This window comes from Brachyspira sp. (assembly GCF_029258575.1).
In the GTDB taxonomy this organism is placed as follows: Bacteria; Spirochaetota; Brachyspiria; order Brachyspirales; family Brachyspiraceae; genus Brachyspira.
Genome location: NZ_JARHYI010000024.1, coordinates 22,340 through 37,277, shown reverse-complemented (window position 1 = coordinate 37,277; position 14,938 = coordinate 22,340). Strand labels below are relative to the sequence as shown.

Here is a 14,938-nt window from a genome sequence, read left to right as displayed (position 1 = left end):
CACAATTATGTCCAGGAACACGCACTTTCGCTTCTATCAGCAATATATATATATGTAAATATATGTATATATGATTACAACCGACAAAAGCAACGAGCCCGTGGTGCCGTTTTAGAGTGGTAAACTCATTGACCATATGTTTGGGTTCGAATCTCGGGAGTTCCGAGCCTTGAGATGTTAATTTATATATTTTTTTCATTACTGTTTAACCTGTTATATTTAATTTACTGTCGCCATTTGATATGGCATTATCATTATTAGATGAACTTTTATTTTCAGCATTTCCTTTAGCAATCTGCTCTTCAACACCTTCCCAAGCTGTTTTAAGCTCTTTAAGATATCTTATAACCTCTAATATAGGAGGTTTTGTTTTTGATATATTGCCCTCAGTTAACTTCTGATTCATATATGTATATATAGACGCCAATCTATGTGCTATATCTCCAGCCTCATAATTAAGGGAAGCTAAAAGCTCATATATAATTTCCTGTGCTTTTACTATATTGTTATGGGCTTCTTCTGTACCATGTTTCTTATCCATAGCGGCACAGGCAGTTTCCAAAAATTTTATAGCTCCGTCATAAAGCATTACTATAAGTTTATTCTGAGAAGCTGTACTAACATCTACTTTTTTATATTTTTCATAACCATTATTACTTGACAATTGAATCCCCCCCCATTGCAATTATTATGTTAATTACTAAATATTATCGGAAAATCATAAAAACAATAAAACAATTTTTTAATTCATATAAACTAAAAAATATTGCTGTAATAATATCTATTATATCATATAATAAAATTAATTCTATAAATAAAGGAATAAATTATGACTAATGTAAAACTTAATAATAGTATAGAAATGCCTATACTAGGACTTGGAGTATATAAAATAACAGATAAAAAAGAATTAGAAAATGCAGTTAAATGGGCTATAGATGCTGGATATAGAAAATTTGATACGGCTCAATTTTATGATAATGAAAAAGAATTAGGAGAAGCCATAAAAAAAACTGGAATAAAAAGAGAAGAAGTATTTATAACTACAAAAATATGGAATACTAAACAAGGATATAATTCTACAAGAAAATCATTTGAAGAAAGCTTGGAAAAACTTAATACAGATTATATAGATTTGATACTTATTCATTGGCCTGGTCAGAAAAAAGAAAGATATTTAGAAACATACAGAGCATTAGAAAATATATGTCAAAGTAAAAAAGCTAAATCTATAGGCTTAAGCAATTTTGAAATACATAACCTAAAAGATATATTTGCTCATTGTAATATTGCACCTGTATTAAATCAAATAGAAAGACATCCAAATCTTCTTAGAAATGAATTAGTAGAATTCTGCCAAAATCATAATATAATTCTGGAAGCATGGTCGCCTTTGGGAAGAGGAAAACTATTAAACGATAAAACTATAATTGACATAGCAAAAAAATACAATAAAACTCCTGCTCAAATAATATTAAGATGGAATATAGAAAGTAATATATCTGTTATACCTAAATCTATTAATAAAGAAAGGATAGAAGAAAATATAAATATATTTGATTTTACATTGGATAAGAATGATATTGAAAAGATAAACTCATTAGAAAATGGATACAGAGTGGGACCTGACCCTATGACTTTTGATTTTTAATAAAGGAATAAGTATGAATATAAAAAAAGTTAAGATAGAAATATATATACCTGCAGAATACACTCAAAAACTTAGAGAGGCTTTGAATAATATAGGGGCATTAGGTGTTGGTAATTATGACAATGTTATGTCCGTAACAACAATTACAGGATATTGGCGTCCATTGAAAGGGGCTAATCCTTTTGATGGAAAGGTTAATGAAATATCAAAAGCTACTGAAGATAAGGTAGAGTTTGCAACAGATACAAAAAATATAGAAAATATTATAAAAGTTATGAAAGAGGTTCATCCTTATGAAGAGCCTATTATAAATATTATACCTCTATTGAATGATAATTTTAATGTTAATCTTAACTATTAAACAAAATTAAATAATAATTATGAGTATATAGTAAATTTCTAAATACTCATAATTTTATTTTTTAATTTTCTTATAAGTATTTCTATGCTTTGTGATTTTTTTTAATGCCATTTTTCTGTCTTTTTTTATCTCTATTGAACTTTTTTGTAATTCTCTATTCTCATTAAGAAGTGTTATATAAGCATCATATCTTTCATAAGGTATTTCATCATTTTCAAGAAGTTCCAATATATAGCAGTTTGGCTCATGCTGATGAGTGCAGTCTTTAAACTTACATCTTTTGGCATACTCTTCCAAATCTTCAAAAGTTTTCTTTATACCCTTATCATCTTCCCATAAACCTAAATTTCTTAATCCAGGGGTATCTATTACAACACCACCACTTTCTAAAACCAAAAGTTCTCTATGAGTTGTGGTATGCATGCCTTTGAAATCGTACTCTCTTACTTCCTGAGTTTTCATCTTCTCATCTTTCAAAAGATAATTAATGATAGTAGATTTTCCAGCTCCTGAGGCTCCTATAAAAACTGATGAAGTGTCTTTCTTAATATATTTCAAAAATGTATCTGCATTCTTACCCGTTTTTGAACTATATGCAAAAGCTGTTTCATTTGGGTAAGTTTCTTTTATAGTAGCTAATAATTCCTTATACTCTGCATCTTCATACAAATCTATTTTACTTATTGCTATTATAGGTTTTATACCTGAAGTATGCACAACCGATAAATATCTTGCTATAGCAGACATTGGCATTTCATTATCAATACCAACTATAATAAAAGCATAATCAATATTACTTACTATAGCCTGTATATCATTTTTTTTAATATTTGCCTTTCTATATAAAATATTTTTTCTAGTGAGAATAGTATCAATAAAAGCATTATTATCCGATTTTTTCATTAATATCCAATCTCCTACAACAGGAAGCTCACTTTGTATTTCTGAATTGTATCTAATCTTACCTTTTATTCTAGCTAAAAACTCTCCCTCATCAGAAAAAAGTGTGTAGTATCTTTTATTAATCCTTATAACTCTTGCTGGTATAAGTTCATTAGTATTGATATCTTTCAAAGAATCAATATTCAAACTCTCTAAAGCTAATCTCTCAAAATATTCATCAAAACCAATATCTTTTATTTTCAATATTATAACCTCAAATAAAATATTATAATCATATAATACTAAATATAAAAATATTTGTCAATTTAATAATTTGTTTCAATAGTATAAGTTTTTAAATCCTTATTCATCTCTATTATTTTATGAGAAGTAACTATTTTGTCTAAATGATAATGTAATCCTCGCTCTACTGTTTCAAATATTAGAATATCTGGATTTTCATTTAATATAGCAGTATAATCAAAAGTTTCTGGATGAACATATATAACTTCTTTGAACATTGTAGATATATAATCTATCATATTATGCATATAAGAGTCTCTTATTATAAATAATTTTTTATCTATAGCATAATTATTACTTGAAAAAGTTTTAAAATAATGACCATGCGTATCTGGAGCATTAAGAAAATATTGTTCTTCAAGATAATTAGATATTATATAATAATTATCATCATTATAAAAATCGAATTTATTTAATGATAACATTCTAGCCATATCATTATATACACCATTATATTTATATTTCTCTTCATAAATCCCATTAAATGTTAAAATATCCAAATTATCAATATTAATATATGGAAATTTTAATACTTCCATCAAAGACATATATCCTATATAACCACCTAAATAATTCCAATGCGTATCATATTTACAATATAATTGATATTTATATTTATACTTTAATAAATTATCTTTAGTATAAAGTACTTTTATATCTGTATTATTAGTAATATATTCTAATATTTTATCTGTTGAAGATACAGTACTTTTTCTTTTAATATAATTTGGCATATATTCATCATATATAAATTGTTTATCATTACATACCATCAATATAAAATCTATACCTCTTTTTGATAATTCATCTCTAAAAAAAAGTAAATTATTCGTATATTGCTCTAGTTTTTCATATGTATAGTGTTCATAATCTAAACCAAAATATTTATCCATTACCCAATTATCTTTTAAAAATAACCAGTTATCCTTTGCTAAAAAAACTCTACTATTAAAAACATTATGAAACAGAAATCTATCCAATAAAGTTTTTAATTTAATAAGTTCATTTCTAAATGCAACACTATCGTTAAAATACATTTCAAATAACTGTGGATATTTATGAATTTCTTTTAATGAAAATGCTGGTTTTGTAGCAAAAATTCTTCCTTCATAATTAGTATGATCAAATTTATTATAAAAAACTTTGTAAATAATATTAGGCATTATCAAAAAACATAAAAATACTACTAATATAAAAATATATCTATTTACAAAATTTATATTCTTACAAAAATTATATTTTATAATAAAATTAATAAAAATATTTAATAATATGAATGATAAAAATAGTATCATAATAAAACTAAATTTAAGTCTTAAATTATATTTTATATTATCTATTTTATTTTCTTCTATTTTGACAGATGAAATAAAAATACCAAAAGGTGTTCCTTTCTCTTGAAATTCTACATTATTTATATAATCAGGTAAACTATTAGTATTTAAATAAACACCGTATATATCACTATTTCTAAATATTTTGCTGTAATAGCTTATTCTAAAATTATAACTATATTTTGATATATTAGAATTTGTAAATATATAATTAGAATAATCTAATTCATTATCTAATATGAATAATTTTTTAGTTTCTTCTATATCGATATTATTTATTTTTAAAGTATCATCCATATTAATAGAAACTAATGATAAATAACCTTTTCTACTAATATTACCTAAAATAAATAATATTAGAATAAGAGAAATTCCTGCATATAATAGTATTTTAAATAATTTTTTATCTTTCATATAACTCTCCAAGAATTAAAATCTAAAATAAATAAAAGGATTGTAAGTACCATTCACCAAATACATAATACAAATGAATAGAAGTATAAATTGAATAATGCTTTCTAATATATAGATCTTACTTGAAAATACAGCCTCTTTAATCTTTGGAAATAAACTTTGAAATAAACCGCTGAATAATATACCAAATACAAAACAAAGTTGTGTTTGCGGATAAAAGAAATATCTTATAGTATAAATACTTTCCTGATAACTAAACATAACTTTATATAAATCAAAAGCATGCTTTAAATCATTAGCTCTAAAAAGTACCCAGCCTAATACAAATACAAATATTACATATATATGATTAATAAATGCAAATTTATTTTTTTCTAAAAGCTTACCTAAAAATATACGCTCTAATATCAAAAAAAGTCCATGCCATAAGCCCCAAAGAATAAAATTAAAACTAGCTCCATGCCATAAACCTGTAGCAAAAAATACTATAAATAGATTAAAATAAGTAAAATATTTTCCTTTTCTATTACCACCTAATGGAATGTATAAATATTCCTTAAACCAAGTAGATAAAGATATATGCCATCTTCTCCAAAAATCTTGAATAGATTTAGATATATAAGGATAATTAAAATTCTCTAAAAATTTAAATCCAAACATATAACCCAGACCTATAGCCATATCAGAATAACCAGAAAAATCATAATAAATCTGAAGTGTATACAATAAACCTGCTAACCATACTAAAACTGTACTTAATTCACTTACAGGTTGTTTTAATATCTCATCACAGGATAATGCAAACATATTTGCTAATATTACTTTTTTAGACAGTCCATAAATGAACCTTTTAATACCATAACTAATATTTTCTAAACTCTCTGTTCTTTTAATTATTTGTATATCTACATCATGATATTTAACTATAGGTCCAGCTATTAACTGTGGAAAGAAAGAAATATATAAAGCTAAATTAATAATATTTTTCTGAGCTTTATTTTCTTCTCTATAAACATCTATAACATAAGATAAAGCTTGAAAGGTATAGAAAGATATTCCTATAGGAAGAACTATATTTTTTAAACCTATTATTTCTTTAGCAGATATTAAATTAATTATTGATATAGCAAAATCCGTATATTTATAATATCCTAGTATTAATAAATTAATGATTATACATAAGGCTAAATATATTTTCTTTTTTAATGTATTATTTTTTTCTATTGCTTTATCTATTAACAATGCAAAAACATAATTGATAATTATAGAAGAAAACATTATTAGAGTATAATTAGCCCCTCCCCAAGCATAGAATACAATACTAGCTATAAGAAGCCATACATTTCTAAATCTTTTATCTATTATATAATAGGCAAAAAACACTAAAGGTAGAAAAAACCATAAAAAAATCATAGAGCTAAATAACATAATAATTCCACAACTATAAATTTTTTATTTAAAAATATTTTTTTTACTAAATAGAATGAAATATATAATAAATTGCCTATTATATTAGAATGCTGAATAAAACAGATATAAAAAACTAAGCTAAAATAAGATAAAGTATGCTTAAAAGATTTGTAATAATATACTAAGTTAGAATAAAATAAAGAATGTTTTGTATAAGAATAAGATAAAATGTGCGGCACGAAGCGGGTGCGGTTCGGTTCGGTTCGGTTCGGTTACCAACATGATTAAGACTCCTATTATAAAGTTATCTCAAATATAATATTATAATTTCTCTTTAATGTCAAATATAAAAATAGAGATGCATACATAAAATATACATCTCTATAAATATAATAAAATTATTTATTAATTCTCACAACCACAATCACAATTACCAACTTTTATATCGCAATTTTTGATATCTATATTAGCAGTATCGTCTTTTTCTCCAAAAGGATAAAGAAGCCTCAAAGCATTCAATACTACTATAACAGTAACACCAGTATCAGCAAATATAGCTAACCACATAGAAGCAAGTCCCAAAGCTCCCAAAATAATAGCTCCGAATTTTATTACTAATGATAAAAGAATATTCTGTACAACTACGACATGATTTTTCTTAGCAAGTTTTATAACAGTAGAAACTTTTGAAGGCTTATCATCCATAATAACAACATCGGCATTCTCTATAGCAGCATCAGAACCAAGTCCCCCCATAGCAATACCAATATCAGCACGTGCCAAAGAAGGTGCATCATTAATACCATCTCCTACAAATATAGAAGCCTTTGAATCTTTCATCATAGTTTCAAGTACATTTACTTTATCTTCTGGAAGACAGCCACCTTTAAATGATTGTATATTCATATCTTTTGCAAATGCCTCCACTCTATCAATATTATCTCCACTTATCAATGCAGTTTTTATATTCATAGAATTTAATAAAGCAATAGCCTCTTTAGTATCATCTTTCACACTGTCATCAATATAAAAACCTCCAGCATATTTTGAATCTATTGCTATATGAACATTTATATTTTTTTCTTTAATATCTTTTTCAATATCTTTTATATCAATATTATTGTGCTTTAATAAGTCAAGTCCTCCTATCAATACATTCTTATTATCAACTATTGATGAAGCACCTTTTCCACTTATATCCTTATGACTTTTTATCAAATTATCATCTATAATACCATTATGATTATTTTTGTAATGTTCTATTATTGATACAGCAATAGGATGGGAAGAACCTTTTTCAGCATAAGCAGCATATTTAAATAAAGTTTCATTATCATATAAACCAGTATTATATATATCTCTTATTGAAAATTCTCCCTTTGTAAGAGTACCTGTTTTATCGAAAATAACTTTTTGAGTTTTTGCAAGAAAGTCCAAAAATATACCACCTTTAACCATTATACCCAATTTTGAAGCTCTGCCTATGGAAGCAAAATATGTCAAAGGAATACCAACCATAAAAGCACAAGGACAGGATACTACCAATAAAGTTAAAGAACGTTTGAACCAATTATCAAAAACCTCTGTACCATACATTATAGTAGGAATTACAGTAAGTAAAATAGCACCAAATACCACTATAGGTGTATATATACCTGCAAATCTGCTTATAAACTGCTCTATACTAGCCTTTCTATTTTGCGAATCCTGAACTAATTTTAATATTTTAGCTATTGATGATTCTCCATAATCTCTTATTACTTTTGCTTTTATTGTATTATCACCATTAATAGTACCAGCAAGAATTTCATCATTAACTTTAACATTTCTAGGCATGCTCTCTCCTGTTAAAGCCTTAGTATCAATCCAGCTTTCTCCTTCATATATTACAGAATCAAGAGGAACTTTTTCAAATGGATTTATTATTATATTATCATTTATATGAACTTCAGATATATCAACCTTTTCAACTTTTCCATTCTCTCTTATAATATTTGCAGAATCGGGTCTTATAGCCATTAATGCAGCTATTGTTCGTTTAGATTTATTAACTGCCATATCTTCAAAATAATCTCCAATTCTATAAAACATAAGTACAGCCAAAGCCTCAGGAAGTTCATGAAGCATTATAGCTCCTATTGTAGCAATGCTCATAAGGAAACTTTCACGCATAAACTTTCCCTTAATAAAATCTAAAGCTGCATTTTTGAATACTTCCCTTCCCAAAATAAAATAAGGTATAAAGAAAATAATATATTCTATAATGCCATGCAAACTTTTATGCATAGTATATAATAATATTAATACAACAAGTCCTAAAACTATTTCTAATAAAAATAAAAGCCTTTCTTTATTCTTTAACATGCTCATACCCCCAAGTATAAATTTTTTCTATATGCTCATCATCTAATCTATAAAAAACATGAAGACCTACTTTTCTTTTTTTTACTACCCTAGCCTGCCAAAGCATCTTTAAATGCTGAGATACAGAAGGCTGCTTCATATCAAGTAATGATGATAATTCATGTACGCATAATTCCTTTTCACTCAAAGCTGATATTATCTTTAATCTTGTTGAATCAGAAAATACAGAAAAAAAATCAGCTAAAAGAGAAAACTCTTCATCATTTGGTAATTTTGGTATGAATGAAGATATATTACTGTCAGAAACATTTACTTCGCAATTATCATCATAATCAGTTTCTTTATAAAAATTATCTTCTTTCATACTTATTTTTTTTGTATTCTTTTTCATTAATACATAACCTCTTATATAAGTATATTAGAATATTATAATATACTTATATAAGAATTAAGTCAATAATAAATATAATTTTTTTTAATTTTCAATTTATAAATTAAAAATCTATCTTTTTGTAATTTTTTATATAAAAAGTAAAATCTAAAATCGGATACACATTTGATGGATTTACTTCAAGTAAAGGTGAAGAAGTTCTATTACAGTAACTGTTACTGATGATGAAAATTTTACAACTTAATATATTATCAACTAACTTTAATAAAATAAAAATTTATTTCATACAGTGATAGCAAATTATTTAATTATGATATATAATCTGTAATATTTTTCATTTTTTAACGAATTTTCATTTTTACAAAAAATTTACATATTTTTTATAAGTTAACATAATGATAAATAAATAATATTTTATAAGGAAATTTTTTTAGTTATGTATATTTTCAAAAAACAGGATAATGATTTTAGAAATCTCACAAATGAAGAAATAAATTTCCTAAAATCCCAAGGATGCAGTTCTCAATCTTGGGAAAAAATATTAATAAAAAATGTAGATTTAAGCAGAATAAAAGATGTTAAGTTTCATGGAAAAATTAAAATAAATGCACTTAATGGAATGGTAAGATATCATAAAAAAGTAAAATTACTAGCATCTATAAATAGAGCAACTTTAATAGATGTATTTATTAATGGAAATGTATATATCAATAATGTAGGAAGATTTATAGCAAACTACAAAATAGATAATGGAGTAATAATAGAAAATGCAGGTTCTATATACATGGAAGGAAAAAGTAGTTTTGGAAACGGAGTGGAAACCTCCCCTATTATGGAAGGAGATGGAAGAAGCGTAAAAATTTTTAATAGGCTTAATTCTCATATAGCATATTTAATTGCAATGTACAGACATGAAAAATTAATGCGTGAAAAAATAAACTCTATCATAGATCAATACACAAAACAAAAAACTAGAAGATTTGGAAAAATAAAAAAGCATGCAAAAATCATAAATGCAAGATTAATAAAAAACTCTTTAATAGATCCATATACTACAATAGAAAATACAGATGAAATTAATAACACTACAATAATCAGCACAAAAGAATGTCCTTCATATATAGGAACTTCTGTTATATTAAAAGATTCTATTGTTCTTAAAGGAGCTAATATAGTTGATGGCACTCTTACAAAAAAAGCATTTATAGGTGAAGGTGTAAAATTAGGAAGACAATTTTCATGTGAGGATTCTCTTCTATTTGCAAATTGTGAGGGAGAACATGGAGAAATGTTTTCTATATTTGCAGCTCCTTATACAGTTACTCATCATAAAGCTACACTTTTAATAGCAAGTCATTTCTCTTTTTTCAATGCAGGAAGTGCAACAAATCAAAGCAATCATATGTATAAATTAGGACCTTATCATCATGGATTTATGGAAAGAGGATGCAAAACTGGAAGCAATTCATATATTTTATGGCCTTCTCATATAGGAGCATTTTCAACTGTTATAGGATCCCATTATGATAATGTTGACTCCTCTGATTTTCCTTTCTCATATATCACAGAACATGGATATCATCAAACTAGACTTATACCAGCTTTAAACCTTTTTGGCGTAGGACTTTCAAGAGATGAAAATAAATGGAAAGACAGAGATAGAAGGAAAGGGGATAAAAAAGATTTAATAATATTCGATGTATTTAGTCCTTATACCGTATCAAAAATGCTTAAATCTGAAGAAATATTAAGAGAAATAAAAAAACAAAATATTGATGATAATAATAAAAATTTCTTAACATACAATAATATGATTATAAAAAAATCTTCTTTGGATAAATATTCAAAAAGATACTCAATAGCAATAGATTTGTACTTACATAACAAAATAATTTTATATATTAAAAATTCAAAAAATATAGATGAAATAATATCAAGTTTGCAATATGATGAAAATAATATTTTTGAAAAATGGGCAGATATAGGAGGGCTTATATGTGCAAAACAAAGAGTAGATAATATTATCAAAAATTTAGAAAATGATAAAATAAATGATATAAAAACCTTAATAGGCGAATTTGAAAAATTATACAATATATATACAGAAGATGAAAAATCTTGGGTTATGGATAAAGCTAAATCAAGATACAATATTAAAGATATAAATAAAAAAACTATAAAAACATTATTACAAAGACATATATCATTAATTGAAGAAGCCTATAAAATATTTTATAAAGATGTTCAAAAAGAATATGATATATCAAAAATGGTTAGTTTTGGAATAGATGATAAAAATGTTATGGAAAAAGATTTTGAGGCTGTAAGAGGAACTGTTAGTGATAATGCTTTTGTAATAAAATATAAAAAAGATATGTAAACTAAAATAAATGATATCAATAAAATAATTAATATATTATAATAATGAAAAAATATTCACTTTGGAGTTATTATGATTATATATTCATTGTCTATAAAATTGGAAAGAGGATTTGAAGATATCATTGAAGCTATCATAGAAAGCGGAAAATTAAATATACTTGGGTTTAATATAGAATTTCCAATAAAAGATGAAAGTATATCGATAGTTAATATATATAATGAAAATGAGGAAATATTAAAAAATAATCTTTTAATAATAGAAGAAAATATTAAAGATAATACAGAATATAGTTATAATATAGAAAAATTAAAGTCCGAAGAATATTTGACTTCATATATGGATTTTTTAAAACCCTTCAATATAGGAAATATAACTATAGTACCTAATTTAAAAGATTTTTATGATGAAGAAAGTGAAAATACTTTATATATAGCAAAACAGTATGCATTTGGTTCTGGTACTCATGAAACTACATATCTCGCCCTTGAAATGATAAATGAATATGCAAATAATAATGACATAACATCAAAATCTATAGCTGATATAGGATGCGGAAGCGGTATATTATCATTATTGGCATATAAATTGGGGGCAAGAGATATTACATCTGCAGATATAGACAATGATGCTGTTAATTGCACTATGGATAATGCTTCTTATAATAATATTGAATTGAATAATATTATACTTGGCAGTACTGGAGATTTGATAAATTCTAAATTCGATCTTGTAATTGCAAATATTGAAACGGATATACTAATAGAAATACTTGCCGAATTAAGAGAATTATTAAAAGCTAATTCCATTTTAATATTATCAGGAATACTATTAGAAAAAGAATCATATATGAATAATGCAATAAGAGAAAATAAACTCAATATTATTTTAAGAAAAAGAAAAAATGACTGGGTATCTTTAATGCTTAATTTATGATTAATTATAAAATTATTGATAATATTTTCATAATTTATATAATTATAGTTAATAAATAAATATCAAAAAATGGAGAATTATATGCAGTTGATAGATTTAGTAAAAAATGCTAAGGAGGCTACATATCAATTACAGTCTTTAAGCACAGATATAAAAAACAAAGCACTTCTTGAAATAGCAAAAAAAATAGAAGAAAATAAAGATAAAATATTTGAAGCAAATAAAAAAGATTTGGAATATGCAGAGAAACTTCTAAATGAAAATAAAATTTCAAAAGCAATATTTGGAAGATTAAAATTAGATGAAAATAAATTAATAGATGTTGTTTCAGGAATAAGGGATGTTGTAAAACTTGAAGACCCTATAAATAAAACATTATTAGAAACAGAGCTTGATGACAATTTGGTATTAAAAAAAGTATCCTGTCCTATTGGGCTTGTAGCTGTAATATTTGAAGCCCGTCCTGATGTTATATCTCAAATATCTTCTTTATGTATAAAATCTTCAAATGCTGTTATACTTAAAGGAGGAACTGAGGGAGACAATACAAATAAAGCAATATTCTCTATAATAGAAGAAACACTAAACAGTATGAGAGAATTCCCAAAGAACTCTGTTAATTTGGTATTTACTAGAGAGGATATAAAAGAATTATTATCAATGGATAAATATATTGACCTCATAATACCAAGAGGCGGAAATAATTTAGTTCAGTACATAAAAGCAAATACAAATATACCAGTATTAGGGCATGCTGATGGAATATGTCATTTATATATAGATGAAAGTGCCAATCAAGAAAAAGCACTTAAAATATGTTTAGATGCCAAGGCTCAGTATCCAAGTGCATGCAATGCTGTTGAAACTATACTCATAAATAAAAATATTGCTTCAGAATACTTGCCAAAAATTTATAATCTATTCAAAGATAATGAAATAAAAATAAACGGCGATAATGAAGTGAGAAAAATACTTGATAAATCGGATATAGGCGAAGTAAAAGAATGGCATTTAGAATACGGAGAAAAAGAAGTATCTTTAAAAATAGTATCAGACACAGAAGAAGCATATAATCATATAAATAAATACGGCTCTCATCATACAGATTCAATAATATCAGAAGACAAAGATAATATAGAAAAATTTATGACTTATGTTGATTCTGCTAATGTATATTGCAATGCTTCAACAAGATTTGCTGACGGATTCAGATACGGTTTCGGTGCCGAAGTTGGAATATCTACAAACAAAACTCATGCAAGAGGTCCCGTAGGCTTGGAAGGTTTAACTATATACAAATATAAAATTTTTGGAAACTATCAAATCGTAGATGATTATGTTAATCATAGAGCTAGTTTCAAGCATAAGAGAATAAAATAAAAATTATTAGTTCTGATATTCATAAAAATGTTAGTATCTATTAACTAAAAATTTTTTATTGTAAAGAGAATAATAAAATTATGAACACACTGCAAGCTTATTTTTATAAAGAGGCAGAAAGTTTACAATTTTATTAATATAAATAAAAATTAACTAATACATTAAATTTAATTATAAAACTCTATAGAAAATATACATATATGCGAAATATTTTTATTAACAAATCATAAAACTTTTATAAAATAATATATCTATAATAATAGATAAAAGATGTGTATATTATAATTATTAAAATATTTTTATTTAAAAATTTTTAATAAAATATTTATGAAAAAATGACGATTTTTAATATGTAATAAAATATTGGAGTATAGTTATGAAATTAAATAATAAAGTATTTTTATTTTTTATAATTATATTATTATCATTTTATGGAAATGCATTTTCTAAAAGTAATTTGGACTTGGTAAATGCAGCTGAAGCAGGAGATGCAAAAAAGATAAGAGAGATTCTTAAAGACGGAGAGGATATAAATGAACAGGATTCCAAAGGCGATAATGCATTAATAAAAGCATCTGAATACGGACATCTTCAAATCATAGAATTATTACTTCAGTACAGATGCCATTTAAATCTTCAAAATAAAGCAGGCAGAACAGCAATAAGTAAAGCAGCAGAAAACGGACATATTGATGTTGTAAGACTTTTAATAGATGCAGGTGCCAAAGTAAATATAAAAGATAAAAAAGATAAAACAGCTTTAACTTATGCCACTAAAGAAAAACATAATAATATTGTAAGTCTTTTAAAAACTGCAGGTGCTAAATAAAATACAATATTATAAAAATAGTATTAATTAATTGAATAATTATATAAAATATTATTGAAGTTTATAAAAAATTAATTTGAACTAACTTTGAAAACTAATATGCTCAATATTATAAATTTATAATTAATTTGAACTTTTGAAATATAATTCAAACCAAAATTCGCATATCATTATAGAAAAATAAATTTAAGCTTCTATAAAAACCTGAATCTTCATAAAAGATATACAATAAAATAAATTATTAGATTTTTACATAAATAGAAATATATAAAATAAATTACATTGATAAAATAGTTATATAAA

12 protein-coding genes are annotated in these 14,938 nt (G+C 24.9%); 6 read left to right on the top strand and 6 right to left on the bottom strand.

Going from position 1 to position 14,938, the window contains the following annotated elements; translation table 11 throughout:
- Positions 1 to 205: 205 nt before the first annotated feature.
- Positions 206 to 664: a flagellar export chaperone FliS gene (gene fliS, locus Q1J76_RS01955; protein ID WP_300366005.1), complete on the bottom strand. Its 459-nt coding sequence runs from the start codon at positions 662 to 664 to the stop codon at positions 206 to 208.
- 165 nt (positions 665 to 829) lie between these two features.
- Here fliS and Q1J76_RS01950 point away from each other — a divergent pair, with 165 nt between their 5' ends.
- Positions 830 to 1,651, top strand: coding sequence for an aldo/keto reductase (locus Q1J76_RS01950; protein WP_300366002.1), 822 nt, complete (start codon positions 830 to 832; stop codon positions 1,649 to 1,651).
- Between the two features lie 13 nt (positions 1,652 to 1,664).
- A complete protein-coding gene (locus tag Q1J76_RS01945; RefSeq protein WP_300366000.1) occupies positions 1,665 to 2,012 on the top strand; it encodes a YqfO family protein in 348 nt (115 codons plus the stop codon).
- 54 nt (positions 2,013 to 2,066) lie between these two features.
- On the opposite strand, the gene rsgA is transcribed toward Q1J76_RS01945, so the two are convergent.
- From rsgA to Q1J76_RS01920, 5 genes are all read right to left on the bottom strand, one after another.
- A complete protein-coding gene (gene rsgA, locus Q1J76_RS01940; RefSeq protein ID WP_300365997.1) occupies positions 2,067 to 3,158 on the bottom strand; it encodes a ribosome small subunit-dependent GTPase A in 1,092 nt (363 codons plus the stop codon).
- A gap of 62 nt (positions 3,159 to 3,220) precedes the next feature.
- The gene (locus tag Q1J76_RS01935; RefSeq protein WP_300365994.1) at positions 3,221 to 4,945 is read right to left on the bottom strand and encodes an alginate O-acetyltransferase AlgX-related protein; all 1,725 of its coding nucleotides are present in this window, start codon (positions 4,943 to 4,945) and stop codon (positions 3,221 to 3,223) included.
- A gap of 15 nt (positions 4,946 to 4,960) precedes the next feature.
- On the bottom strand, positions 4,961 to 6,373 hold the full coding sequence (locus tag Q1J76_RS01930) for an MBOAT family O-acyltransferase (protein WP_300365991.1): 1,413 nt from the start codon (positions 6,371 to 6,373) through the stop codon (positions 4,961 to 4,963).
- Positions 6,374 to 6,760: 387 nt separating this feature from the next.
- The gene (locus Q1J76_RS01925) at positions 6,761 to 8,719 is read right to left on the bottom strand and encodes a heavy metal translocating P-type ATPase (protein WP_300365988.1); all 1,959 of its coding nucleotides are present in this window, start codon (positions 8,717 to 8,719) and stop codon (positions 6,761 to 6,763) included.
- Entirely contained in the window at positions 8,706 to 9,110 is a 405-nt protein-coding gene (locus tag Q1J76_RS01920) for an ArsR/SmtB family transcription factor (protein ID WP_498034118.1), read from the bottom strand. The genes Q1J76_RS01925 and Q1J76_RS01920 overlap by 14 nt, the downstream gene beginning before the upstream one ends.
- 436 nt (positions 9,111 to 9,546) lie before the next feature.
- On the opposite strand from Q1J76_RS01920, the gene Q1J76_RS01915 reads away from it, so the two are divergent.
- The 4 genes from Q1J76_RS01915 to Q1J76_RS01900 all read left to right on the top strand — a co-directional run bounded on the left by Q1J76_RS01915 (position 9,547) and on the right by Q1J76_RS01900 (position 14,635).
- Positions 9,547 to 11,490 carry a DUF4954 family protein gene (locus tag Q1J76_RS01915; RefSeq protein ID WP_300365985.1) on the top strand — a complete coding sequence of 648 codons (1,944 nt, stop codon included), beginning with the start codon at positions 9,547 to 9,549 and terminating at the stop codon, positions 11,488 to 11,490.
- Between the two features lie 72 nt (positions 11,491 to 11,562).
- Complete coding sequence (locus Q1J76_RS01910; protein WP_300365982.1) at positions 11,563 to 12,426, top strand: 50S ribosomal protein L11 methyltransferase; 864 nt, start codon at positions 11,563 to 11,565, stop codon at positions 12,424 to 12,426.
- Positions 12,427 to 12,507: 81 nt separating this feature from the next.
- Positions 12,508 to 13,806: a glutamate-5-semialdehyde dehydrogenase gene (locus Q1J76_RS01905; protein WP_300365979.1), complete on the top strand. Its 1,299-nt coding sequence runs from the start codon at positions 12,508 to 12,510 to the stop codon at positions 13,804 to 13,806.
- 376 nt (positions 13,807 to 14,182) lie between these two features.
- A complete protein-coding gene (locus Q1J76_RS01900; RefSeq protein ID WP_300365976.1) occupies positions 14,183 to 14,635 on the top strand; it encodes an ankyrin repeat domain-containing protein in 453 nt (150 codons plus the stop codon).
- The last annotated feature ends 303 nt before the right edge of the window (positions 14,636 to 14,938 follow it).